This is a genomic window from Glutamicibacter sp. MCAF14 (assembly GCF_052114325.1).
GTDB classification, from domain to species: Bacteria; Actinomycetota; Actinomycetes; order Actinomycetales; family Micrococcaceae; genus Glutamicibacter; species Glutamicibacter arilaitensis.
This window is the reverse complement of record NZ_JBFREO010000004.1, coordinates 211,743-234,427: the sequence shown is the minus strand read 5'-3', so window position 1 is coordinate 234,427 and position 22,685 is coordinate 211,743. Positions and strand designations below refer to the sequence as shown.

Here is a 22,685-nt window from a genome sequence, read left to right as displayed (position 1 = left end):
TTGCATGGTTTTGCCCGAGCCTAGCAAAGGCTTCAACTAATCATTGGGAAAACACTCGACTGCTCGGGTAACGCTTCGACGGCAATAGCCGCAATCGATCACAATCGCGTCCAGCCATAGTTTCTATTCCCAGTCCAGATTAGAATCAGCACATGGGACCGATCAGTGCCCATGCTCGCTCGACTTTCCATGGGGAGAAATTGAATAAATTAGTTCAGCGTTCACTCGCTGTCATCGCTTCGGGAGCACTTGTATTCTCCGGTGTCTCCGCGGCCTCGGCCGCTCCGTTGCCCACCAGCATTTCATCTGCCAGCATCGTTGCTGCGAAGAAAAAGACTCCTGCGGTAACGATCAAGAAAATTGGCACGAAGACTGTCAAGGGTTCAGCCAAGGCAACCATCAAGCCTAGCTATTCCAAGGCAAAGAACGTGAAGATCAAGTCGGCGTTGCTGAAGGTGGTCAAGGGCAAGAAGACCGTCGCCAGCAAGAAGAAGTCCGTCAAGCTCGCAGCGGGCACCTACAAGGTCACCACCACGGTCAAGTACCAGCTCAAGGGCAAGACCTCGACCATTCAGAAGACGCAGACCTTGCTGGTGAAGAAGGCGGCCGCCAAGCGTTCCGTGAAGATGAGCGGCAAGGCAAAGAACTGCCCTGCAGGCTACCCGGTGAAGGGCAACCGCACCGGCAGCCAGAAGGAGTGGAAGTACCACGTCAAGGGACAGCGCTTCTACAACATCACGAAGCCAGAAGAATGCTTCAAGACTGCAGCTGATGCGCGCAAGGCCGGCTACCGGGCTTCGAAGCTCTAAGCCTGCCTGGCTGGTATCCGACCCAGCAGACTAAAAAATCGACCTCGGTTGATTCCTCTCATGAGGATCAGCCGAGGTCGATTTATTTGAAATGTAATGGAGCCAAGTGCGAGGGAAGAATCTAGTTCCGCCAGCTCCTACTTCTCAATGGCTTCTGGAGAATCCTTCGCGGACTCCCCATTGCGGCTCTTCTTGATATTCTCGGCAAATGAAGTTGCTACGTCCTCGGCTTTGTCCAAGGCACGGTTCTTCGTGTCGTCCCCAAACTGCTTGATTGCGCTCAAGCCATCAGCGCCTGCATCAGTCACCTTGTCCCGAACCTCGGAGACAGCCTTGAGCCACTTCTTTGACTCCAGTGCCCCGTAGGCGCTCTCGATTCCCAATCGGCTTTGGAACTCCACTAGATCATTCGAGACGGCATTCGTCGCCTTCACGACTTCGCTCGATGACTTCGGATGCAGCAGCACCTTTGAATTTGCCAGTCCGGCGACGACAGCGATTCGCTCAAGAAGCTGCTCAGTCACCTTCGTAATGTGTGCGATTCTGCGTTCGCGCGCGATCTGCAGCGCGATTCGATGATTCTCCAGTTCGTCAGGAGAGCCGTTGAGGACACGGTCCAGTTCCAGAACAGACATGCCGTCTTCGAGTTGGAAGCATCGTGCCAGTACTGCCAACCACTGGGTGGCCTTTGATTCGATCTCGCGGGTGATCCTGGCCAGTTCACCCATCTTCGTTTTGTTTTCCAGCTTTTCAGCTAATCCTGCCAAGGCCCGCAGCGCATAGGACTGGGTCGTTGCGATGGTCTTGGCATTAGAATGAACCTTTGACCATGTCGTCTCGCCGATATGCCCCACTTGGTCGCGCACGACTATGGCATCATCGATGAGCATTCCAACACCATCAAGATCCGCTAGGACCGCGTCATTCTGCGCACGGAGGATATCGTCAATTTTCTCGTCGATCACCTTCAAGTAATCGGTGATCTCATCCATGCTCTGCTGCATCGCGTACTGGGCTATGATCCCACCCACGCCTGCCAGAACAGCCGGGTTTGAAAGCATCGCCGTTGGGCTGGTGACGATTTCAAGCAAATTGCTGATCTTGCCATCTTTCATGACGACTGCACGCGCCAGGCCGTTCTCCGATCCAGCCATCAGGTTCTTGGCATTGAAGATCCGTGCTGAGTCTTCCGAGAGCTTGATCCAGCGTCCGGACGTCTGCGCAATCCCGCTACCGGCTTGCATCGCGGTTGCACTGAGGCCAGCTGCTTTGCTTACGCGTTCCAAGGGCAGTTCCTTGGAAATCAAGCCGACGGATTCCACGAATTTGTCAACGACGCTGCGTTCGCCAAGGACTGCCACGCCATTTCCATCAGAAACGATCTCAATATCTTCGCTAGCCACTTTTGCTCCTTGAACTATCAGCTATTGAACAGCGGCGGCGGCATTGTTCGTTCTGCTCTCGCCCGGAACAATTCTTACACTAAAAGATTGAATACTAAAGTTCCTTCAGGCCGCGGCACTTCAGCGCACAGCAGGAGTGCCGCTCCGTTTTCGATGCGCCCATCGCAGAATGGACGCAGCATGCATTTTAACGAAAACCGCTGGCTCTAGACGATATTTCTATCGTTCAGGGCCAACGGTTTTCAGCTTCTGAAGCTAGTTGTCAGCTCGCAATTAGCGGGCTACGGAACCATCTACGTAGTCATCCGAGGATGCATCCGAGATCCACGAGAACAGCGAGCGCAGTTCGCGGCCGGTGGTCTCGATTGGGTGCGCTTCACCCTTGGCACGCAGTTCCTTGAATTCTGGAGCGCCTGCCTTCTGGTCTTCCATGAAGCGGTTTGCGAAAGCACCGGACTGGATGTCAGCCAGGACAGCCTTCATGTTTTCCTTCACCTCGGGGGTGATGACGCGTGGGCCGGAGACGTAGTCGCCGTACTCAGCGGTGTCGGAGATGGACCAGCGCTGCTTGGCGATGCCACCTTCCCACATCAGGTCAACGATCAGCTTCAGCTCGTGCAGCACCTCGAAGTAGGCGATTTCTGGCTTGTAGCCAGCTTCGGTCAGGACTTCGAAGCCGTACTGGACCAGCTGGGAGGTACCGCCGCAGAGCACAGCCTGCTCGCCGAACAGGTCGGTTTCGGTCTCTTCGGTGAAGGTGGTCTCGATAACGCCGGCACGGGTGCCGCCGATGCCTGCTGCGTAGGACAGAGCCAGTTCCTTGGCGCCGCCGGTGAAGTTCTGCTCCACTGCGATCAGGTCCGGGATACCGCGGCCAGCTTCGAATTCGCGGCGTACGGTGTGACCTGGCGCCTTTGGAGCAACCAGTGCCACGTCAACGTTGGCTGGTGGCTGGATGAAGCCGAAGCGGATGTTGAAGCCGTGGCCGAAGAACAGTGCGTTGCCCTCTTCGAGGTGCTCTGCGATCGACTCGGTGTAGACCTGAGCCTGGACCTGGTCCGGGGTCAGGATCATGATGACATCTGCCCAAGCAGCTGCCTCGGCAACGGTAGCGACCTTCAGGCCTTCGGCTTCAGCCTTGGCACGGGACTTCGAGCCCTCAGCCAGGCCGACGATAACCTCGACACCCGAGTCGCGCAGGCTCAGTGCGTGGGCGTGGCCCTGGGAGCCGTAGCCAATGACAGCTACCTTCTTGCCCTGGATGATCGAGAGGTCTGCGTCGTCTTCGTAATACAGATCAGCCACTGTAATTCTCCTTATTTGTGCTTCTGATAAAGAAGTCTTGTGCTTAGGCACTTTTGCTTTTCTTCTAAGCTAGGTGCCAAGTATCTAAATTTTGTAGTTCGTGTCTTTTGAAGTCGTGGTGCGCTTAGGCGGACAGCGTCTTCAAGGCACGGTCGCTCATCGACTTCGATCCGCGTCCCACAGCCAGCGTGCCGGCCTGGACGATTTCGCGAATGCCGAATGGCTCAAGTACTGCCAGCAGTGCATCGATCTTCGCTGCGTTGCCGGTGGCCTCAACCACCAGCGAATCGGTGGAAACGTCGATCACCGAGGCACGGAAGAGTTCCGCGGCCTGGGTCACCTGCAGGCGCGTAGCCGCATCGGCGCGCACCTTGATCATGATGTGGTCGCGCTGTACCGAGGTTTCCGGCAGCAGTTCCACGATCTTGATGACGTTGACCAGCTTGTTCAACTGCTTGGTCACCTGCTCCAGGGAATCCCCCTCGGCGTCCACCACCACGGTCATGCGGCTGATGCCGGGAATTTCCGTGGGGCCTACAGCCAGCGAGTGGATGTTGAAGGCACGGCGGGCAAAAAGGCTGGCGACGCGGGTCAGCACGCCGGGAACGTCTTCTACCAGTACCGAAAGCGTATGCTTTGCCATGTTCTAGTCCTCCTCTTCCCATTCAGGGGTCATGCCGCGGGCAATCTGGATCTGGTCATTGCTGACACCCGATGGGACCATTGGCCACACCATGGAATCGGCCGAGACCACGAAGTCGATGACTACCGGGCGGTCATTGATCTGAAGTGCCTTCTGGATGGTGGCATCGATATCCTCATCGCGTTCGCAACGCAGGCCCACGCAACCGTAGGCATCAGCCAGCTTCACGAAGTCCGGGATGCGGGCGGTGCCGTGTCCGGTGTTCAAATCGGTGTTCGAGTAGCGGCCATCGTAGAACAGGGTCTGCCACTGGCGTACCATGCCCAGCGAAGAGTTGTTGATGATGGCAACCTTGATCGGGATCTGGTTGATCACGCAGGTGGCCAGCTCCTGGTTGGTCATCTGGAAGCAGCCATCACCGTCAATAGCCCACACCACGCGGTCCGGCTGCGCTACCTTGGCACCCATTGCTGCGGGTACCGAGTAGCCCATGGTGCCCAGGCCTGCGGAGTTCAGCCATGAGCGCGGGCGCTCGTACTTGACGAACTGCGCGGCCCACATCTGGTGCTGGCCTACGCCTGCCACATAAACGCCTTCAGGACCGGTCAGCTCGCCGATGCGCCCGATGACGTTCTGCGGAGCCGAGAGTCCATCATGGGTTTCGGTGTAGCCGATTGGGTAGGTTTCGCGCAGGCGGTTGAGCAGTCCCCACCAGCCGGTCAGATCCTGCTGGGCTTCATTTTCAAAGCGGGTGGCGCAGGCTTCGTGCAGCTGCGGGATGATTTCATCCAGCGAGCCCACGATAGGCACATCGGCGACGCGGTTCTTCGAGATTTCAGCAGGGTCGATATCGGCGTGGATTACCTTGGCGTTTGGCGCGAAGGACGATAGCACGCCGGTGACGCGGTCATCGAAGCGGGCACCGAGGGTAATCAGCAGGTCCGACTGCTGCAGTGCGGTCACTGCAGAAACGGCCCCGTGCATGCCTGGCATGCCTACGTGCTGCTGGTGCGAGTCCGGGAAGGCGCCGCGTGCGGTCAGCGTGGTGACCACTGGAGCGTTGATGAATTCTGCGAATTCCTTCAGCTGCTCATGGGCGTTGGCCTTGATCACGCCGCCGCCGACGTACAGCACCGGGCGAGTTGCCGAAGCGATGAGCTTGGCAGCTTCACGCAGCTGCTTGTTATGTCCGCGGGTAACCACCCGGTACCCGGGCAAATCGACCTTTGGCGGCCAGGAGAAGGTCATGTCCGCAGTCTGGGCATCCTTGGTGATATCCACCAGCACCGGACCGGGACGACCGGTCTGTGCCAGGTAGAAAGCAGCTGCCAGCGTCTGCGGGATATCTTCTGGGTTGGTGACCAAGAAAGCGTGCTTGGTAATCGGCATCGTAATGCCGACAATGTCTGCTTCCTGGAATGCGTCAGAGCCAATGAATGCGCTATTGACCTGACCGGTGATTGCCACCATTGGCACCGAGTCCATATTGGCATCGGCCAGTGCGGTGACGAGGTTGGTTGCGCCTGGACCGGAAGTGGCGATGCAGACGCCCACTTCCCCGCTCACCATAGCGTAACCCTGTGCGGCATGGCCGGCACCCTGTTCGTGGCGGACCAAGACGTGGTTGATCTTGGTCGAATCCATCAGTGGATCATAGGTGGGAAGGATGGCCCCACCTGGTAATCCGAAGACGTCTTTGACGCCCAGTTCTTCCAGCGAGCGGACGATGGCTTGTGAGCCCGTCATCTGTGTGGGAGCAACGATATTATTCGGACCCTGTACCGGGTTCGAAGCCTCCACAACGGAAGAGACAGCGGCGGGGGCATCCTTGGTTCGATTGATTGACTTCGCAACCGACGCCGGATTGGCGGGTGTTGAGTTGCTCATCGGGATCCTTTCCATTTCTATCTCTTCGTTTACGCATAAAAAACGCCCCGCGGCCGTCACGATTGACGAAAGGGGGCTTGCGCGTTACCGATGCACTATCCGTTCTCTTGGATAGCGGCTCAGGCTCCGCGCCTGATAACTAGTAGTACATCGGTGCTTGTTTGCATGCCTCTAGTTTTCTCCACCTCACGGCAAAGAGCAACTAGACACCCTGTTTATCTCATTATATGAGATAGATGTCCAAAGGTTGGACGTAGTAATACGTTCAACCTTCAGCATTTTCGTTCAACTGGCCCTAAACGCACCAGTCGAAGCGAGGTTTACCGGCGACCAGCACCAGTTGCCGTGCGGAAGCCGCCTATCGTCCAGGCCGCTCCGCTTACAGCGTTGATCCAAGAGATGCATGAATCACATCAATGACCACACGGGATCATGGCATGAAGCATGGGTTAGCATCCTGGCTCATAATTTCCATCCTAGAAGTCAATATGACCAATCGGATAACCCATGACGTGTCGATGACATATTTCGATAAATGATGCGACTGATCAAATTGTCCAAAGTTATCGGTAGAGTAGGAGGTATGGACAACCGCCCAGACGAAAATCCAGCCGAGCAGATCAAGGCCCGCCTCCATGCGGCCTTCGACTCGCAGATCCCCAACTTCGCCAGCTACAACCTCGTGGCAGGCACCGGCGTCGCCGGTTCCGGAGGGCTCAAGGTCATTGGATATCGACGCCAACCAGCTGAACTGATCATTGCGCCAGTCAACGCAAACAGCTTGGAATCATCTGAAGACGCTATCAATATCAACAACACGAACGTGAACCAGCTGGCCGAGCTCAGCGATGGCGGCTATGAAGTAGCAATTTCTTCGGGCCGCGTGTTCCGCTTCAACATCCCCGAAGCGCCAAGTGTGGACTTCCACGTAGACGACGCGGTCAGCATCGGCGCCACCATCGACCAGAAGTCGGATGCAGAAGACTTCGCTGATTTCATGGATCACTTCATGAACACTATCGAAGGCACTGAAAACTTCGTCTAGCCAATAAACGACTTTCCAAAAGCAAAAGGTCCTCTGGCCACCAGGTTCAAATATGAACCTGGCGGCCAGAGGACCTTTTTGTGCACAGCACTTCCGGCGCCTGCCCCGGCACCCGCGAGCTCTGGCAGAACTGGCGATTTCGGGCCGGGCCGGCCTAGCTACGCGGCGTAGAGTGCGATGCCCTTTGCCTGCATGACCAGCCACGGGCTGAAGGCCCACGGAGTGGCGCGCAGGGCTTGGCCGAGCTTTGCCGGATCCACCCAGCAGTAGTCCATGACTTCATCCGGGTTTGCGGTGATTTCGCTGTCGATAACTGCAGTGAAAACCGGGCAGATTTCGTTTTCCACGGTTCCCGAGGCATCCACGGCCCGATAGCGGAAGTCCGGCAACGCCGGCTCGATAGCGGAGACCTTGAAACCGAGTTCGTGCATCGCATGGCGCGCAATGGCCTCTTCAAAGCTTTCACCGGGCTGCGGATGCCCGCAGAAGGAGTTCGTCCAAACTCCTGGCCAGGTCACCTTGGACAGCGCACGGCGCGTCACCAGTACTTCGCCTGCTTCATTGCGCACATGGCAGGAGAATGCCTGATGCAGCACGGTATCGGTGGTGTGAACTAATTCTTTCGGGCAGGTGCCAATCCGCTGGCCTTCCTCCGAAAGCAAAATGACGTCCATTGAATTCCTTGTATCCCCATCCGGGACTAGTAGGTGAAAAACGCTGAAAAGATCAGGAGCATGGTCAGCAGGAAACCGCACAGGTAATTGATCCAGAGGAATCTCTTCCAACCTCGATTAACCGTACCCGAGCTTGCGTCGCTGATTCCAAGATGCGGTAGGACGTTGAGCACATAGGGCAGCGACAGCACTGCCGCCCAGCGGCCAATCCCCGAAACACCCACAGCCACCAGCCCACCAGCCAGCAAATAGCAGGCCAGAACCAGGTAGATGGTCTTGCGAGCCGACAACACGGTGGCAATCGAGCCCAGCCCGCCTTGGCGGTCCGGAATAATATCCTGGATGGCCCCCAGGGCATGGCTTGCCATCCCCCACAGCAAGAACGCCAAGAAAACCATCCATTGCTCCGCCTGCACGGCCGAACCGGCCAGCACCCACCCGTACACAGCCGGCGAGACAAAGTGCACCGCGCTGGTCAGCGAGTCCAGGCCCGGCCGTTCCTTGAAACGCAGCCTCGGTGCCGAATAAGCCAGCACTGCGAAGATGGAAACTGCCAGAGTGATATTGGATGCTGCATCGCCGCCGGCAGCAAGCACGATGAGGAAAGGCAGCGAGCACACCGTGCATGCGATAAGCAGCGCCTTGTGGCTCTGCTTGGAAAGCACCGCCCCCTCGATTCCTCCCTTGCGCGGATTGCGCATATCCGACTCGTAGTCGAAGACATCGTTCACCCCGTACATCAGCAGGTTGTAGGGAAACAGGAAGAATACCGTGCCGAGAATGAATTTCCAGTCGACTCCCCCTCCAGCCAGCAGATAGGCCGCTGCAAAGGGGTAAGCGGTATTCACCCAGGAGATCGGCCGGGAGCTGGCCACAATTCCGCGGATCATGAGCCATCCTTTCTGCTTGTGCTTCCTTCTGAAGCGCTAGTACTGGAACCGGTACTGCCAAAGCCCAGCAGCCACCACAGTCCAGGTACTAGCAGGACCGCGCAGGCGGCGTAGAAGAAATCCTCAATCGGGGCCAGACCGATGCGCCAGCCGGAGAGCGTGCCGCTGCCATAGCCGAAAAGCCCTGCGGCAATCATCAGATTGTCGAATACTGCGGTGAGCGCAAGCATCAGCGCCATTGCGGCACCCAACGGCTTGGCCACCGAGCGCAGGCTCTGCTTGCCCACCGCCATCCCGGCGGCGAATACGGCTGCCGCGGCGGCCAGGAAGATCAAGCTCATTTCAAGAAACATGGCTTCCTCCCTGCCTGCGCCCCACGGTATCCAGGCGCCGATTGCGCAGTGCCCGGGCCGCCACAGGCAACCCGGTAAAGGCGATCATGGAGCAATAGCACAGGAACACCAGGAAGAAGACTTCCTCCAGCGGAAATTGCTCGCCAACCATGATCCCGGTCATGAACTGTGATTCCTTGTGCAGGAAAATTCCTGCCCTGATTGCCAGCACGTCCCAGAACACGAAGAAACCGGTACCCAGCGCCAAGGCCAGGAACCCGCGCAGCGGATGCCGGAAGATGAAGAGCTTGCCCTTTGCGTCCAGCAGGCCCATGCAGACGAGCAGGAATACCAAGGTGCCCAGGTAGATCATGCTCCTGCCTCCTGCGCGCGCACGGCAGACCGGTGTTCAGGCATCGGGCCGGCGTCCTTGATCCCCAGCACCGCTTTCGCGGCCAGCTCCCCGCTGATCAGGCACATCGGCACGCCGATTCCCGGGCGCACGGTGCTGCCGGCATAGTACAGCCCTTCCACCTTGGCGCTGCGGTTGCCAGGGCGCAGCATCGCGCTTTGCCCAAGGGTGTGGGCCAGGCCCAGCGCGCCTCCGCGATAGGCGCCGTACTGCTGTGCGAAGTCGCCCGGACCGATGCTCTGGCGCACCACGATTCGCTCGCGCAGATCATCGATGCGCGCCCAGGCCGAGAGCTGGTCAATGGCCGCCTCCGCGACCGCTTCGACGGCCGCATCGCCTTGGCCATCTGCCGCGCCGCTGCCCCATTCGGGCAATGCCGGAGCTGGAACCAGGATGAACAGGTTCTCGCAGCCTTCCGGCGCGGTGCCCGGGTCGGTGGCGCTGGGCTTGCAGACATAGATGCTGGTTTCCGGCTCCAGTTCCCTTCCTTGGCGGATGCGCGAAAAATTCTCCGACCAGTCTTCGGTGAACAGCAAGTTGTGGTGTTCCAGCTGCGGCAGCTTGCCCTTGATTCCCAGGCAGAGCAGCACCGCGCTGGGTCCAGGGTCCTTGCGCGCGAAGCTCTTTGCGGTATGGGTCTGCAGCGATTCGGGCAGCAGCTCGCCTTCCAGGTGGCGGACATCGGCCGCACCGATGACTTTGGTTGCCGGTGTGCGGTGCAGCGTGCCGCTTGCATCGATCCAGCGCACCGCGCTGACCGCCGGGTTCTTCCCCGTACTGGTTTCAATGGCTGTTGCGGTGGCGCCCAGCTGGATTTGCGCCCCGTGCTTTCGAGCCAGCTGCGCCATTGCGTCGGCTACGGCGGCGAAGCCGCCCATCGGGTATTTCACCCCGTCGGCCAAGTCCAGGTGGCTCATCAGCTGGTAGAGGGCCGGGGTTTTCTCCGGGCTTGATCCCAGGAACACTGCCGGGTAGCCGAGCACCTGGCGGATTTCATTGCTGGCGAAGCGGCGCGCCACGTGGCTCTGCAGGCTGGTGGACAGCAGCTTTGCCAGCTGCGGAGCCCGGCGCAGGATCCTTGGATCAAGCAGCGATTTCAGCGAATGGAAATCGTCGTAGAGGAAATGCTCCAAGGCCAGTTCATAGCCTTCCTTAGCGGTGCGCAGATAGCTCTCCAGTGCCGGTGCGCTGCCTGGCTCCAGGGTTTCGAACAGGTCGCTGGCTTCAGCGCCGGTTCCGAAGTCCGCTGGTGCTTGGCGGTTCTGGAAGAAGACGCGGTAGCCGGTGGGCAGTTCGCGCAGATCAAGCTGTTCGGCGGTGCTGGTGCCCATGAGCCTGAACCAGTGATCGAAGACCTCGGGCATCAGGTACCAGGAGGGCCCGGTATCGAAGCGGAATCCCTCGCGCTCCAGGCGCCCGGAGCGCCCGCCGGGATGCTCCTGCTGTTCAATCAAGGTGACCTTGCCGCCCCGGGCCGCCAGCAGCCCGGCACTGGCCAGGCCGGAGAACCCGCCGCCAATGACAACGACCTCTTGGTCTTGGTGGTTCATCTGCTTGATACTTCCATTCTTGGCTTGTGGTGCGAGGGGGTGCCGGCGCCCAGCAGCACGCGCAGGGCGATCATCGCCTTGCGCGGCGCGGAGACCGAAATGCGGGTGCGCAGCAGAGCGGCGGCCGGAACCTTCTCCAGCTGAACGTTCAGCTCCTGGAACAGGTCATGGGCCAGGCGCACCGCGCGGGCTGCCTGCGGGGCCAGGTAGGGCAACCCGGCGCGGGCCGCGGCGAGGTCCTGGTTGATCTGGGCTACCAGCAGGGCCTTGCCCTGCTCATCGAAGCCTTCCGGGTCCATGCCCGGGAAATAGGTTCTGCCCAGTTCTTGGCTGTCTTGCGCCAAATCGCGCAGGAAGTTGACCTTCTGGAAGGCCGCGCCCAGGCTGCGGGCAGCGAGTTTGGTGCGTTGTTCTTCGGCGCGGTTCAACTGCGGGGCGCCGGGCATCGCCGCGAAGACCTGCAGGCACATCAGCCCGATGACTTCCGCCGAGCCGTAGATGTACTCCTGCAAGCTGCGCGCATCATGCTCCCCTGTAGACAGATCCGCGCGCATGGAGGCGAAGAACGGGGTGGTGAGCTCGGCTTTGATACCGGTGGCCCGGGCCGTGATGGCAAAAGCGTGGACCACCATGTTGGTGCTGTATCCGCGGTCCATGGCGCGCAGGGTTTCTGCTTCCAGCTCGTCGAGGCACGCACCGATGGCAGGATCATCCAGGCCGGCTTGGAAGGCCACTCCGTCCACAATCTCATCGGCTAGGCGCACCAGGGCATAGATGTTGGCGATGTGCCCGGCGCTGGAGGCATCCAGCAGCCTGCAGGCCAGCGAGAAGGAGGTGGAGTATTCGCCCAGCACTACCCTTGCGCTGCGCGAGGCGGCACGCGAGTAGTGATCCAAGGCGGCGGTGCCGGTGGTATCGGTACTCGAGAATTCACGGGTCATGGCTATCAGCTGCTCCGTTCCAGGATCAGGGCGCTGCATTGGTGCAAGAGCGTCCGTGCTTCTTCGGGCAGATCCAGGAAGGCCGAGGATCCGGTGGCCCGGGAACACAGCTGCTTGGCCAGCTGCCTGGCGAAGCGCTCGGTGCCCTGGGCGGCCAGCTCATGGCGGATCCGGCCTGCGTCCACTTTCCCGTCGCGGAATCCGCTCAGCAGCGCGGCAAATTCCTTGTCCTCGCTGGCCAGAGCCAGCAAGATGGTGCTCTTGAATTCGCGCAGGTCCGATTCAATTGACTTCCCGGTTTGCGCCGGATCACCGAAGGTGCCCAGCACATCATCGATGATCTGGTAGGCGACTCCCAGCTGGCAGCCCACCGCGCCGATGGCCTCTGCCTGCCCGGGATGGGCACCGGCCAGCAGGGCTCCTGCCTGCAGGGGCAGCTGGAAGGAGTAGGCCGCCGTTTTCATCTGCTCCATGCGCAGCACCTGGCTGGTCGTGGCGGCGGCTGATCCCAGCGAGTAGAGCAGGTCCTCTAGTTCTCCGGCTCCTGCTTGCTCGATGGCTTCGAAGAAGGCCTGCTCCACACCCGCTTCGCTGTCGCTTCCGGCCGCGGCCCGGGCAGCGAGCTTGATCGCTTCGCTGATCAGCAGGTCTCCGGCGATGATCCCGACGGAATTTCCCGCATGCTCGGCATCGGCCAAGCTGCGTCCGGAGGCTGATGCCTGGTCGCGGTACAGCGCTGAGATTGTCGCTTTCCCGCGGCGCATGAAGTCCCGGTCCACCACGTCGTCATGGATCAGCAGTGCCGCGTGCAGCAGCTCGAAAGCGCAGCCCAGGTCGATGGCGCGCGCCTCATTGCCGCCGCCAAATGCCCGGTAGCCGAGCATCACCAGCGAAGGTCGCATGAGCTTGCCGGTAGCCAGGCTTTTGGAAATGCGGGACCAGAGCAGTGCGGTCTGCGCCGAGTAGGCGGCGCTGCGCCGCTGGGCCTGGACAGCGATCTCCTCCAGCCGGTCGCTGATTTTTTGCCGGGTAGGTCCATCGATGAGCCCGGAGCCGATTGCCGCGCTGGTGGCTGTGGCCGGCTGGGCCAAGTGTGTTGCGGTATGCATGGTCATGGTTCCCTACTGAAAGGATTTGTCGGGGGTTGCTTGGTTTTCATCGCTGGTCGTTCCGCTCTGATCCAGCTCTGTGCGGGCCTGTTGCAGCAGCTCTGCCAGATTCCTGCGCCCAGGGGGATCCAGTTGCGCGTAGAACTTGTGCACGCCGCGCAGCAGCACTTGCCCTGGGCCGGTGGCTTCCGGGAATCGGGGCCCTGCGGCCACCATCGTGCGCCGTCTGTCCGCTGGGTGGTGCTTTCTCTCTATCAGCCCTCGGGCCTCGAGCCGGTCCAGCACCGAGGTGATTCCTGCCGAGGAAACGCCCAGTTCACGTGCCAGCTGACCGGAGCTGGGTGTTTGCATGGAACGCAGCAGGTTCACCGCGCGCAGGTCTGTATCGTTCAGGTCAAGCCGGTGGCGCAGGCGCGTTTCACACAGTTCATAGGACCGATGGAGGCTGAGCAGCATCCGGAAGACTTCCGAGCTGTTCAACGGAGGTGAACATTCCATGATTATTTCTCTCGCTAAGTTGATATTTAGCTTGTCTAGATACATCATGGTTTAACTATCTCGTTTTGTCGACTCGAAACGGGAAAAACTTTTCCACCGACCTCGGGAGCACCCCATGAGCAGTTCGCCGGATTACCCAAGCACCTCCCCTCCAACCCGCGCACCTGCAGTGTCCTGGACGCTGCCGGTGATCACCGCAATTGCCTTGGTGCTGGCCATCGCAGTCTCCTTCATCGGAAGCGGCGCACTGGGCGGCACCCCGATCCAGCAAGCAGCCGGAGGATACCTGGGCGCCGATTCAACGCTCTTGGCTCCCGCCGGACCAGCCTTCTCGATCTGGAGCGTGATCTACACAGGACTGGCCGTCTACGGAATCTTCCAGCTCACTGCCGCGGGACGGCGCTCGGACTGGGCAGCCAGTCTGCGCGTCCCGGCATTGCTTTCCGCATTGCTGAACGCGGCTTGGATTACCGTGGTCCAGCTGGGCCTGCTAGGTGTGAGCGTCGCGGTGATCTTCATCCTCGTGGCATGCCTGGTCTGGATGCTGACCATCATGGTGTCCCGAACCCCGAGCTCGCGCACCGAATACTGGATCATGTGGTTGACCTTCGGCATCTACTTGGGCTGGGTCTGCGTGGCCAGCATCGCCAACACCTCTGCCTGGCTGCTCTCACTGGGTTTCGGCGAGAACGCATCCTGGGCGCCAGGGCTGGCCGTAGCCTTGTTGGCAGTGGCAGTAGCAATCGGGCTTGGCACCAGCGCCTACTCGGGCAGGATCTTCACTGCCTTGGCCATGGTCTGGGGATTGGCTTGGATTGGCCAGAGCCGGCTGGCCGGCAGCAACCAGTCTGAATTGGTCGGGTACGCAGCGCTGGCATGCGCCGCGCTTTTGCTGCTCGGGTCCATCGCCATCGCCTGGCGCAAGCGCGGGGTGCCAGCGCCATGAGCCTGGTAGCTGTCACCGGAGCAAGCGGATATATCGGCGGACGCCTGGTGCCGCTGCTGTTGGGCAAGGGGCATCAGGTCAGGGTTTTCACCCGCGATGCGCAGCGGCTGCGCGATGTGCCCTGGCGCGGCCAAGTTGAAGTCGTGGAAGGCGATCTGCAGGATCCCGCCGCAGTGGCGAAGCTGTGCAAGGATGCGGACCTGGTCTACTACCTGGTGCATTCAATGTCCTCAACCCGCCAGTTCACAGCACAGGAGAAAGCCTGCGCGCAGGTCATGGCCCAAGCAGCGGGCGAACAAGGAGTTAGCCAGCTGGTCTACCTCTCGGGCTTGCATCCGGCCGGGGCGCTCAGCGAGCATTTGGCATCGCGCGTGGCCGTGGGCGAGATCCTCTCGACTTCGGCTAATACCCTGGTGCTCCAGGCCGGGCTGGTGATTGGCTCCGGATCAGCCAGCTTCGAGATGGTCAGGCACCTGAGCGAGGTCCTGCCGGTGATGCCAGCCCCGCGCTGGGTGTTGAATCGGGTCCAGCCCATAGCCATCCGCGACGCCCTGCACTACCTGGCCGCCTGCGCAGACTTGCCGCGCCCGGTCCATAAAACCTATGACATTGGAGGCCCTTCCAGTTACACCTACGCCCAGCTGATGAAGATCTACGCGCAGGTTGCCGGGTTGCGCGAACCGAAAATCTGGGCGCTTCCCCTGCTCACCCCGCGGCTGGCCTCGCACTGGGTCAACCTGGTCACCCCCTTGCCCCGCACCCTTGCTTCGGCGCTGGTCCAGTCCCTGCAGCATGATTGCGTAATGGGTTCCCGGGAGATCGATGAACTCATTGCCCCGCCCGCCGAAGGATTATGCGACTACCGCAGGGCCGTGCAGCTGGCATTGGAGAAGATGGATGCGGACGCGGTGCCAACCAGCTGGGCTACTGCGCACCCGGTGACCGCTCCGGCAGAGCCGCTGCCCTCGGATCCGGACTGGTCCGGACACAAGGCCTACACCGATATCCGCCGTGCTACCACCACCGCAACCGAGGCACAGCTGTTCAGCGTGCTGCAACGGCTCGGCGGAGAATCAACGTATTTCGCTTTCCCCGGCCTGTGGAAGCTGCGCGGCCTGCTGGACACGCTGGCCGGCGGAGTAGGCTCCCGGCGTGGCAGGCGCTCGCACAGCACCCTGGCGCTGGGAGATGTACTGGACTGGTGGCGCGTGGAAGCCTTGGAGGAGAACAGTTTGCTGCGCCTGCGCGCGGAAATGCGGGCACCTGGACGGGCATGGCTGGATTACAGAATCCAGAAGGGCTCAGATGGGCAAACCGAATTGATCCAGCGGGCCGTGTTCTTCCCACGAGGCCTTGCCGGACGCTGCTACTGGTGGGCGGTATACCCCTTCCATGCAGCTATCTTCCCGGCTACCATCGCGAACATCGTCCGCGCGGCGCAAAAGCACGAGGCCGACTGAATATCGTCGCGCCGCGGATTTCACTTAGCGGGCGTCATCATCCAAAGGAGAACCAAGGCTGCTTTCCATGGCATCCGAGGTGCCGGCAAGGAACTTGATCACCACATCGCGTTCTTCACTGCTGAGCCTGCTGGCAGCTTCGAACCTCTTGGCATGATGGCGTCCGACTTGATCGCGAGCCGCCAAGTGGGTTTCCTCAGTCACCTCGAGGCACTGGGAACGGCGGTCGGTAGGATGCTTGGTGCGCAGCACATGGCCATGGGCTTCCAAGCGGTCAATCATCTTGGTGACCGAGGCGCTGGAAATTCCCAGATACTGGCTCAGTTCGCCTGGGGTGACCGATCTTCCTGCATGCTTGGCAGAGATGATCTTGCGGATTGCGCGCATATCAGTCTCGTTGAGCTTCATGAATTCCTGGGAGCTGCGCATGATCCGGCGCTCAATCTGGCGCATCCGGCCCATTTCAGCCATGATCCGGTCGATTTGCTCCAGATCCGACGCGGACATGCCCGTCCGGATGATCAGCTTCTGCTCGGGGTCGGATTCGGAAAGCCCATACATGGTGGGCAGATCCTTCGCTGCCATAGTGCTTCTCCTGTTCAGAACGCGGCCGCTGGCCTACCTGGATCCTACGCCTCATGGCCGGCATGCGGATGCATGCAAAAAACCCTGCGGCTCATGGAAGCAGACCGCAGGGTTTTGTTGGTGCGAGTAGAGAGACTTGAACTCTCACGTCCGAAGACACTGGAACCTAAATCCAGCGCGTCTACCAATTCCGCCATACTCGCTAGCGCTACACCGGAAACAGCGTTTCCTTGAAGGCGACCTCATTTAGTGTAGCGGAACTCTTGCCTGATATGAAATCAGATAAGGGCAGACTCTACTTGGGGTCAATACCCAAGTCACGGCGCAGCTTGGCTACGTGCCCGGTGGCACGCACGTTGTATTGAGCCAATGCAACCTTGCCCTCTTCGTCCACCACGATGGTGGAGCGAATCAAGCCCTCGTACACCTTGCCGTAATTCTTCTTTTCTCCCCATGCTCCGTAAGCCTCAGCTACGGAATGGTCTTCATCGGAGAGCAGCGGGAAGTTCAGCTCTTCCTTTGTGACAAACTTTTCCAGCTTGGCGATCTTGTCTGGGGAAATTCCCAATACTGCATAGCCCAAGCCTTGCAAGGATTCGAGCGAATCACGGAAGTCGCAGGCCTGCTTGGTGCAACCCGGGGTGGATGCTGCTGGGTAGAAGTACACGATGGTCTTCTTGCCGCGGTAATCTGCCAAGGCTACCGAATTGCCAGCAGCGTCCTGCAAGGTGAAATCAGGGGCCTGGTCACCGGCGGTTAGACGGCTAGTCTTCTCGGGAGTACTCATGAGCTGATCCTCTTTTCTTTGCGGTATACAAAAAATCCGACCTGATGAATCAGATCGGATCTACTGTGCGCCCTCCGGGACTCGAACCCGGAACCTAATGATTAAGAGTCATTTGCTCTACCAATTGAGCTAAAGGCGCTTATTCGCTCTGACTAGTTCTTTTTACGAACTCGTCTTTGCGACGTAGACAATCATAGGCAGAAGTTGCATGAAATCAAAAATAGCCCAGTAGTCGATCCTGATCCACAAAAGTACTAGTCAAATATACAATAACATCATCAATCCGACTTCGAAGTAATCTAAAACACAAATAACTTTTTCCCAGCTCGCATTCACTCTCCCCCTTAGCAGCCCATCAATGCCTTGGGCGCAACCGCTGATCGCCGCGGCCTTTGGCGCCGCAAATGCGGCTCCCGGGTCGCAAGGCGATGAGTCAGAGCCCTAGCGCATCTACCCTGCCTTCGGCTCGCCTTGCCTCTCTAGGAAAAACAAAAAAGGCCAGACAGAAGTCTGGCCTTTGTTTTGTGCGCCCTCCGGGACTCGAACCCGGAACCTAATGATTAAGAGTCATTTGCTCTACCAATTGAGCTAAAAGCGCGTATTTATTTATGCAAACAAGTTGCCTGGCAAGCCGAACAATTTGTTCGTGCGCCCCCCGGGACTTGAACCCGGAACCTAATGATTAAGAGTCATTTGCTCTGCCAATTGAGCTAGAGGCGCCCGCTGCGATGTTCTAGAAGCTTTTTGGGCTTCGCGCTTTCGCAACGAGATAAAACTTTACCAGCAATTTCCCTCAGCGCAAATTCGGGGGCCGGCATTCAGCGGTGACCTTCATTACAGGAGATGACTAGGGGTTACTACCAAAGCATGAAAGGTGTTTGTACAGTGATTCCATGAGCAGCCAACGAACAATTTCATTCCCGACCCAAGAACTCATCGACGCAGTCGGTCCGATTCCAGAAAACCTCAAAGCTGTGCTCTGGGACTTGGAGAACGAACCCCGGACCTCACTGGAGGATATTGAGATTGCAGTCCTTCCGTATATGGCATCCCCGCAACGGCTCAAGAACATCCGCCAGGCGCCAAACCTGAAGATCGTTCAGACCCAAACCACCGGCTACGACGGAATGGTTGACTTGATCGGTGATCGCGCCGACATCAACACGGCTGCCGGCGTCCATGCGGCAGCTACCGCCGAGATGGCCATCGGCTTGGCCATCGCTTCCTTGCGCGGCTACCCCCAGGCTGTACGCGACCAGCAATCCGGGCATTGGAATCCACAGCAGTGGCCTGGCTTGGCTGACCGCACCGTGGCATTGGTAGGCGTTGGCGGCATCGGAGAAGAAATCCGCAAGCGCCTGGAACCCTTTGAAGTGAATCTGCTTCGCTTCGGCTCTACTGCTCGAACCGATGAGCACGGACAGGTTTTCGCCACCGCAGATCTTGCAGCGCGTGCCGCCGAGATCGAAGTGCTGATCCTGATCGTTCCGCTCAACGACTCGACCCATCACCTGGTGGATGCAGAACTGCTCGCCCAGCTTCCAGACGGTGCGACAGTAGTCAACGTTGCACGCGGGCCGGTAGTGCAGACCGATGCGATAGTGGCAGAAGTTGCTTCAGGTCGCTTGAACATGGCCTCGGATGTCTTTGATCCAGAACCGCTACCGGTCGATCATCCATTGTGGCAGCACCCCAACGCCCTGGTCATTCCGCATAACGGAGGCAACACCAAGGCATTCTTCCCTCGCATGGTGAAGCTGCTCAAGAAGCAGGTCCAATCCTGGGCAGCTGAGCACGACGGCGAGAACCTCGTGCACCGCAGCTAACGATTTCGTCTCAGTTGATGGCTCCGGGAGTTTTAGCTCCCGGAGCCATCGCTTTAGTGCGCTATCTTTGATAAATACCTTTGCGCGAAGTTCCTTGCTTGTTCCCTGCGCAAAGCAGCAATACTTGCCCAAAGGAAGATGAGTTATCCCAGTGCCCGATATGCCATTGAATCTCGTATCACGACGCGCATTGCTGACCGGTACTTTGGCGACGACCGCACTGGCTTTGGCCGCCTGCACCGGCAATTCGGGAACCGCTGGTTCCGCCTCGCCAGCTGCTTCCGCCAGCTCGACTCCGGTTCCACGGACCTTGCGTCTGGCAGCCGCCGCTCCCCCGGTGAAGTTTGATCCGGCCATTGTGGCAGATAACGAATCTTTCCGCGTCACCCGCCAGGTTTACGAGACTCTGATCGACATCGATCCCGATACCGGTGGCGCGGTAGCCGGCCTGGCTGAGGCTTGGACCGAAAGCCCCGACGGATTGCGCTACACCTTTACCCTGCGCCAGGGCGTGCTCTTCCATGACGGTACCGAATTGAATGCCAAGGCGGTCGTCGCGAACTTCAGCCGCTGGGAGAACTTGTCAGCTACGCTGCGTGCAGACTCCACCCAGGGCTTTACGGATGTTTTCCACTTCGGCTCCGATATTCCCAAGCTTCCCACCGTAAAGGACCTCGAAAAAGAGTTCCAAGGCGTTGAAGACCCAACCGAGGCAGAACTCGCTGCCCAGCAGTTGCGCCTCAAGCAGCTCGAAGAGCTGGCCACGCAGTACAAGACCGACCTCTTCGAAGGCAAGTCCAAGGGTGGAACGGCAAGCTACTTCGAGTCCATGAAAGCCACCGATACCTATCTGGTCACCTTGAATCTGCGCCGCCGTCTGCCAGGGCTGATTGAAGCGTTGACCTTGCCGGGCATGGCCATCGCTGCACCAAGCGCGTTGACCGGCGGGCCCAAGGAGAATCCAGCCCAGTCGCTTTCCACTAAGCCTGTGGGAACCGGCCCATACACCTTCGTATCCAATAAGGACGGTGTGGTGCGCTTGGAGATCTTCAAGGATTATTGGAATCAGTCCCGGCTGGCCGAAAACAAGACGCATCCTGAAGTTGCCCTGATCTCTTCGGTTCCGTCGCCTTATAACCGTGAAGGCGCCTTGCTGGCCGATGAAATCGATGGCTTCGACATGGTCTCCGTTGACACCATGCGCACGCTGGTACGTAACGCCAAGGTTGTTGTCCAGCGCGATCCTTTCTCGGTGCTGTACCTGGGAATGGACCAGCGCAATAAGTGGCTGGCCAAGCCGGAATTCCGCATGGCCATTGCCCATGCGGTCAACCGCACCTCGCTGGCCGAAAAATTGTTCCTGCAGGGCTCCAAGAATGCTTCAACCCTGCTGCCTTCTGCCTTGAGCATCCCCGCTCCCGAGGAAACCCCCAACCATGACACCACCAAGGCCAAGACCTTGCTGGCCGATTTGGGCTACAACGGCGAAGAAATCGAATTCGCCTATCCGCTGCGGGTCTCGCGCAACTACCTGCCGCTTCCTGAACGCACTTTCGCGCAGATCGCAGATGATCTGGCAGCCGCGGGGATCCGGGTCAAGCCCCGTCCCATCGCCTGGACCGATGGTTATGTCCAGACCGTGCAGTCCAAGGACTTCAACGGGCTGCACCTGCTGGGCTTCTCCGGCGGCTACCGCTCGGCTGATGACTTCCTTTCCGGCATTTTGTCCTCCAAGGAGAATGAGTTCGGCTACACCTCGCCGTTACTTGACTCACAGATCATGCTGGCTCGTTCCATCCCTGCTGGCGACGCGCAAACCGCTGCCTACGCGGATATTCTCACCACCTTGAACGCTGATCTGCCCGTACTCCCACTGGTCTTCCCCATCTCTGCGTTGGCGTTTAACGGAAATGTCACTTTCTACCCGCCCTCACCAATGCTCAATGAGTGCTACGCCGATGTGCAGATGACAAATTCACCGTCTATCTCAGGTTAGCGACCGTTAACCCAGTTAACGATTTCTAACCCCCGGGTATATAGGTCTACTCTGGGAGGGAGCAAAGTATCACTGTCGATGGAGATCCTCGTGCCTTCTGAAACGTCAACCGAATCTTTTGACGTAGTACTAATCGGTGCCGGCATCATGAGTGCCACCCTTGGCACCATGATCAACCAGCTGGAACCAACCTGGTCTATCGGTCTCTTTGAGAACCTGGACAAGGCTGGGCAGGAATCTTCCTCCCCATGGAACAACGCAGGTACCGGTCACTCGGCACTATGCGAACTGAACTACACCGCCGCCAAGGCTGATGGATCGGTAGATCCAGCCAAGGCCATTGGCATCAACGAGCAGTTCCAGCTTTCCCGCCAGTTCTACTCATGGGCTGTTGAGAACAAGCGCGTTGCTGACAACGGCTTCATCAATGCCCTGCCGCATATGTCATTCGTCATCGGCGATGACCACTCCAAGTACCTGCAGACCCGCTATGAGGCACTGAAGCCGAACGCGCTGTTCGAGGAACTGGAAATCACCAACGACCTGGACACCATCAACGAGTGGACCCCGCTTGTTGCCAAGGGCCGCGACGCCTCGCAGAAGGTCGCCGCTTCGCGCGTGGTCTCCGGTACCGACGTCGACTTCGGGCGCCTGACTAGCGATCTGACCGATTCACTGGGTGCCGCTGGCGCCTCGGTGAACTTCGGCCACAAGGTCCAGGGCATCAAGCGCTCGGGTGCCGGCTGGGAGCTGACCGTCAAGGACAAAGCTTCGGGCGCACTGAAGAACGTCAAGGCCAAGTTCGTGTTCGTTGGTGCCGGCGGCGGCGCACTGCCACTGCTGCAGAAGGCAGGCATCGATGAGATCAAGGGCTTCGGCGGCTTCCCGGTCTCCGGACAGTTCCTGCGCTGCACCGATGAGAACATCATCAACCAGCACCACGCCAAGGTCTACGGCCAGGCTTCGGTCGGCGCACCTCCAATGTCGGTTCCACACCTGGACACCCGCTTTGTCGATGGCAAGCGCTCGCTGATGTTCGGCCCATACGCCGGCTTCTCGATGAACTTCCTGAAGTCCACCGGCCAGCTGGATCTGCCGCTGTCCCTGCGTCCGCACAACATCATACCGATGCTGGCTGTTGGCAAGGACAACCTGGATCTGACCACTTACCTGATCAAGGAAGTTCTCAAGTCCCGCGCCAAGAAGGACGAGTCGCTGGCGGAGTACTTCCCTGAAGCCGATGGCTCCAAGTGGGAACTGATCACCGCTGGCCAGCGTGTCCAGGTCATCAAGAAGGATGCCAAGAAGGGCGGCGTACTGCAGTTCGGCACCGAGGTCATCACTTCCTCGGATGGCTCGATCTCCGGTCTGCTCGGCGCTTCGCCAGGTGCATCCACGGCAACCCCGATCATGATCGGCCTGCTCTCGCGCTGCTTCCCCAAGCAGTTCGCTGGCTGGGAGACCAAGCTCAAGGACATGGTTCCTTCCTACGGCCAGAAGCTGAACGAAAACCCAGCGCTCTACGCTGAGGTCAAGGCAGCCACCGATAAGACTCTGGGCCTGTAAGCACCAAGCAACGAGAGAACC

Annotated in this window: 21 protein-coding genes and 4 tRNA genes; 7 read left to right on the top strand and 18 right to left on the bottom strand. The window is 59.2% G+C overall.

All coding sequences use genetic code 11. From position 1 onward, the window contains the following. Positions 1 to 152: 152 nt before the first annotated feature. A complete protein-coding gene (locus AB4Y71_RS08610; RefSeq protein WP_441719616.1) occupies positions 153 to 809 on the top strand; it encodes a sunset domain-containing protein in 657 nt (218 codons plus the stop codon). A 137-nt stretch (positions 810 to 946) separates the two neighbouring features. Here the strand turns inward: AB4Y71_RS08610 and AB4Y71_RS08605 are convergent, their stop codons facing one another. From AB4Y71_RS08605 to AB4Y71_RS08590, 4 genes are all read right to left on the bottom strand, one after another. After that, positions 947 to 2,212: a hypothetical protein gene (locus tag AB4Y71_RS08605; RefSeq protein ID WP_441719614.1), complete on the bottom strand. Its 1,266-nt coding sequence runs from the start codon at positions 2,210 to 2,212 to the stop codon at positions 947 to 949. A gap of 273 nt (positions 2,213 to 2,485) precedes the next feature. Beyond that, positions 2,486 to 3,517 (bottom strand): ketol-acid reductoisomerase, encoded by a 1,032-nt coding sequence (gene ilvC, locus AB4Y71_RS08600; RefSeq protein ID WP_013348730.1) that lies wholly within the window; start codon positions 3,515 to 3,517, stop codon positions 2,486 to 2,488. Positions 3,518 to 3,641: 124 nt separating this feature from the next. After that, the gene (ilvN, locus tag AB4Y71_RS08595; protein WP_134780401.1) at positions 3,642 to 4,160 is read right to left on the bottom strand and encodes an acetolactate synthase small subunit; all 519 of its coding nucleotides are present in this window, start codon (positions 4,158 to 4,160) and stop codon (positions 3,642 to 3,644) included. Positions 4,161 to 4,163: 3 nt separating this feature from the next. Next, complete coding sequence (locus AB4Y71_RS08590; RefSeq protein WP_102597842.1) at positions 4,164 to 6,047, bottom strand: acetolactate synthase large subunit; 1,884 nt, start codon at positions 6,045 to 6,047, stop codon at positions 4,164 to 4,166. 583 nt (positions 6,048 to 6,630) lie between these two features. On the opposite strand from AB4Y71_RS08590, the gene AB4Y71_RS08585 reads away from it, so the two are divergent. Next, the gene (locus tag AB4Y71_RS08585; RefSeq protein ID WP_102597844.1) at positions 6,631 to 7,092 is read left to right on the top strand and encodes a hypothetical protein; all 462 of its coding nucleotides are present in this window, start codon (positions 6,631 to 6,633) and stop codon (positions 7,090 to 7,092) included. Between the two features lie 158 nt (positions 7,093 to 7,250). On the opposite strand, the gene idi is transcribed toward AB4Y71_RS08585, so the two are convergent. The 8 genes from idi to AB4Y71_RS08545 are packed head-to-tail and all read right to left on the bottom strand — an operon-like array spanning position 7,251 to position 13,498. After that, complete coding sequence (gene idi, locus AB4Y71_RS08580; RefSeq protein WP_441719612.1) at positions 7,251 to 7,766, bottom strand: isopentenyl-diphosphate Delta-isomerase; 516 nt, start codon at positions 7,764 to 7,766, stop codon at positions 7,251 to 7,253. A 26-nt stretch (positions 7,767 to 7,792) separates the two neighbouring features. Further along, positions 7,793 to 8,656, bottom strand: a complete 864-nt coding sequence (locus tag AB4Y71_RS08575; RefSeq protein ID WP_013348724.1) for a prenyltransferase — start codon at positions 8,654 to 8,656, stop codon at positions 7,793 to 7,795. Then, the gene (locus AB4Y71_RS08570) at positions 8,653 to 9,009 is read right to left on the bottom strand and encodes a lycopene cyclase domain-containing protein (RefSeq protein WP_441719610.1); all 357 of its coding nucleotides are present in this window, start codon (positions 9,007 to 9,009) and stop codon (positions 8,653 to 8,655) included. The genes AB4Y71_RS08575 and AB4Y71_RS08570 overlap by 4 nt, the downstream gene beginning before the upstream one ends. After that, positions 8,999 to 9,361: a lycopene cyclase domain-containing protein gene (locus AB4Y71_RS08565; protein ID WP_013348722.1), complete on the bottom strand. Its 363-nt coding sequence runs from the start codon at positions 9,359 to 9,361 to the stop codon at positions 8,999 to 9,001. The genes AB4Y71_RS08570 and AB4Y71_RS08565 overlap by 11 nt, the downstream gene beginning before the upstream one ends. After that, a complete protein-coding gene (crtI, locus tag AB4Y71_RS08560) occupies positions 9,358 to 10,950 on the bottom strand; it encodes a phytoene desaturase family protein (RefSeq protein WP_441719607.1) in 1,593 nt (530 codons plus the stop codon). The genes AB4Y71_RS08565 and crtI overlap by 4 nt, the downstream gene beginning before the upstream one ends. Continuing rightward, positions 10,947 to 11,891 (bottom strand): phytoene/squalene synthase family protein, encoded by a 945-nt coding sequence (locus AB4Y71_RS08555; RefSeq protein WP_441719604.1) that lies wholly within the window; start codon positions 11,889 to 11,891, stop codon positions 10,947 to 10,949. Before AB4Y71_RS08555 ends, crtI begins: the two co-directional genes overlap by 4 nt. A gap of 5 nt (positions 11,892 to 11,896) precedes the next feature. Beyond that, positions 11,897 to 13,000, bottom strand: a complete 1,104-nt coding sequence (locus AB4Y71_RS08550; RefSeq protein ID WP_441719602.1) for a polyprenyl synthetase family protein — start codon at positions 12,998 to 13,000, stop codon at positions 11,897 to 11,899. Positions 13,001 to 13,012: 12 nt separating this feature from the next. Continuing rightward, a complete protein-coding gene (locus AB4Y71_RS08545) occupies positions 13,013 to 13,498 on the bottom strand; it encodes a MarR family winged helix-turn-helix transcriptional regulator (protein ID WP_013348718.1) in 486 nt (161 codons plus the stop codon). A gap of 115 nt (positions 13,499 to 13,613) precedes the next feature. On the opposite strand from AB4Y71_RS08545, the gene AB4Y71_RS08540 reads away from it, so the two are divergent. Together AB4Y71_RS08540 and AB4Y71_RS08535 are read left to right on the top strand one after the other, a co-directional pair. Continuing rightward, entirely contained in the window at positions 13,614 to 14,444 is an 831-nt protein-coding gene (locus AB4Y71_RS08540) for a tryptophan-rich sensory protein (protein ID WP_441719599.1), read from the top strand. Then, positions 14,441 to 15,904 carry an SDR family oxidoreductase gene (locus AB4Y71_RS08535; protein ID WP_441719597.1) on the top strand — a complete coding sequence of 488 codons (1,464 nt, stop codon included), beginning with the start codon at positions 14,441 to 14,443 and terminating at the stop codon, positions 15,902 to 15,904. Before AB4Y71_RS08540 ends, AB4Y71_RS08535 begins: the two co-directional genes overlap by 4 nt. 24 nt (positions 15,905 to 15,928) lie before the next feature. On the opposite strand, the gene AB4Y71_RS08530 is transcribed toward AB4Y71_RS08535, so the two are convergent. The 6 genes from AB4Y71_RS08530 to AB4Y71_RS08505 all read right to left on the bottom strand — a co-directional run bounded on the left by AB4Y71_RS08530 (position 15,929) and on the right by AB4Y71_RS08505 (position 17,996). Beyond that, a complete protein-coding gene (locus AB4Y71_RS08530; RefSeq protein ID WP_441719594.1) occupies positions 15,929 to 16,489 on the bottom strand; it encodes a MarR family winged helix-turn-helix transcriptional regulator in 561 nt (186 codons plus the stop codon). A 118-nt stretch (positions 16,490 to 16,607) separates the two neighbouring features. Then, positions 16,608 to 16,692, bottom strand: a tRNA-Leu gene (locus AB4Y71_RS08525). 92 nt (positions 16,693 to 16,784) lie between these two features. Next, complete coding sequence (gene bcp, locus AB4Y71_RS08520; protein WP_102597855.1) at positions 16,785 to 17,276, bottom strand: thioredoxin-dependent thiol peroxidase; 492 nt, start codon at positions 17,274 to 17,276, stop codon at positions 16,785 to 16,787. Between the two features lie 66 nt (positions 17,277 to 17,342). Then, a tRNA-Lys gene (locus AB4Y71_RS08515) sits at positions 17,343 to 17,415 on the bottom strand. 386 nt (positions 17,416 to 17,801) lie between these two features. Next, a tRNA-Lys gene (locus tag AB4Y71_RS08510) sits at positions 17,802 to 17,874 on the bottom strand. A 49-nt stretch (positions 17,875 to 17,923) separates the two neighbouring features. Continuing rightward, positions 17,924 to 17,996, bottom strand: a tRNA-Lys gene (locus AB4Y71_RS08505). Between the two features lie 173 nt (positions 17,997 to 18,169). Here AB4Y71_RS08505 and AB4Y71_RS08500 point away from each other — a divergent pair. From AB4Y71_RS08500 to AB4Y71_RS08490, 3 genes are all read left to right on the top strand, one after another. Beyond that, positions 18,170 to 19,102: a 2-hydroxyacid dehydrogenase gene (locus tag AB4Y71_RS08500; protein ID WP_441719591.1), complete on the top strand. Its 933-nt coding sequence runs from the start codon at positions 18,170 to 18,172 to the stop codon at positions 19,100 to 19,102. Between the two features lie 160 nt (positions 19,103 to 19,262). Continuing rightward, complete coding sequence (locus AB4Y71_RS08495; RefSeq protein WP_441720576.1) at positions 19,263 to 21,098, top strand: ABC transporter substrate-binding protein; 1,836 nt, start codon at positions 19,263 to 19,265, stop codon at positions 21,096 to 21,098. Between the two features lie 72 nt (positions 21,099 to 21,170). Continuing rightward, on the top strand, positions 21,171 to 22,664 hold the full coding sequence (locus AB4Y71_RS08490) for a malate:quinone oxidoreductase (protein ID WP_441720574.1): 1,494 nt from the start codon (positions 21,171 to 21,173) through the stop codon (positions 22,662 to 22,664). The last annotated feature ends 21 nt before the right edge of the window (positions 22,665 to 22,685 follow it).

Coding starts and splice junctions, on each gene's coding strand:
- AB4Y71_RS08610 (WP_441719616.1), top strand. CDS start 153: ATGGGACCGATCAGTGCCCATGCTCGCTCGACTTTCCATGGGGAGAAA.
- ilvN (WP_134780401.1), bottom strand. CDS start 4,160: ATGGCAAAGCATACGCTTTCGGTACTGGTAGAAGACGTTCCCGGCGTG.
- AB4Y71_RS08590 (WP_102597842.1), bottom strand. CDS start 6,047: ATGAGCAACTCAACACCCGCCAATCCGGCGTCGGTTGCGAAGTCAATC.
- AB4Y71_RS08585 (WP_102597844.1), top strand. CDS start 6,631: ATGGACAACCGCCCAGACGAAAATCCAGCCGAGCAGATCAAGGCCCGC.
- idi (WP_441719612.1), bottom strand. CDS start 7,766: ATGGACGTCATTTTGCTTTCGGAGGAAGGCCAGCGGATTGGCACCTGC.
- AB4Y71_RS08575 (WP_013348724.1), bottom strand. CDS start 8,656: ATGATCCGCGGAATTGTGGCCAGCTCCCGGCCGATCTCCTGGGTGAAT.
- AB4Y71_RS08570 (WP_441719610.1), bottom strand. CDS start 9,009: ATGTTTCTTGAAATGAGCTTGATCTTCCTGGCCGCCGCGGCAGCCGTA.
- AB4Y71_RS08565 (WP_013348722.1), bottom strand. CDS start 9,361: ATGATCTACCTGGGCACCTTGGTATTCCTGCTCGTCTGCATGGGCCTG.
- crtI (WP_441719607.1), bottom strand. CDS start 10,950: ATGAACCACCAAGACCAAGAGGTCGTTGTCATTGGCGGCGGGTTCTCC.
- AB4Y71_RS08555 (WP_441719604.1), bottom strand. CDS start 11,891: ATGACCCGTGAATTCTCGAGTACCGATACCACCGGCACCGCCGCCTTG.
- AB4Y71_RS08550 (WP_441719602.1), bottom strand. CDS start 13,000: ATGCATACCGCAACACACTTGGCCCAGCCGGCCACAGCCACCAGCGCG.
- AB4Y71_RS08545 (WP_013348718.1), bottom strand. CDS start 13,498: ATGGAATGTTCACCTCCGTTGAACAGCTCGGAAGTCTTCCGGATGCTG.
- AB4Y71_RS08540 (WP_441719599.1), top strand. CDS start 13,614: ATGAGCAGTTCGCCGGATTACCCAAGCACCTCCCCTCCAACCCGCGCA.
- AB4Y71_RS08535 (WP_441719597.1), top strand. CDS start 14,441: ATGAGCCTGGTAGCTGTCACCGGAGCAAGCGGATATATCGGCGGACGC.
- AB4Y71_RS08530 (WP_441719594.1), bottom strand. CDS start 16,489: ATGGCAGCGAAGGATCTGCCCACCATGTATGGGCTTTCCGAATCCGAC.
- bcp (WP_102597855.1), bottom strand. CDS start 17,276: ATGAGTACTCCCGAGAAGACTAGCCGTCTAACCGCCGGTGACCAGGCC.
- AB4Y71_RS08500 (WP_441719591.1), top strand. CDS start 18,170: ATGAGCAGCCAACGAACAATTTCATTCCCGACCCAAGAACTCATCGAC.
- AB4Y71_RS08495 (WP_441720576.1), top strand. CDS start 19,263: ATGCCATTGAATCTCGTATCACGACGCGCATTGCTGACCGGTACTTTG.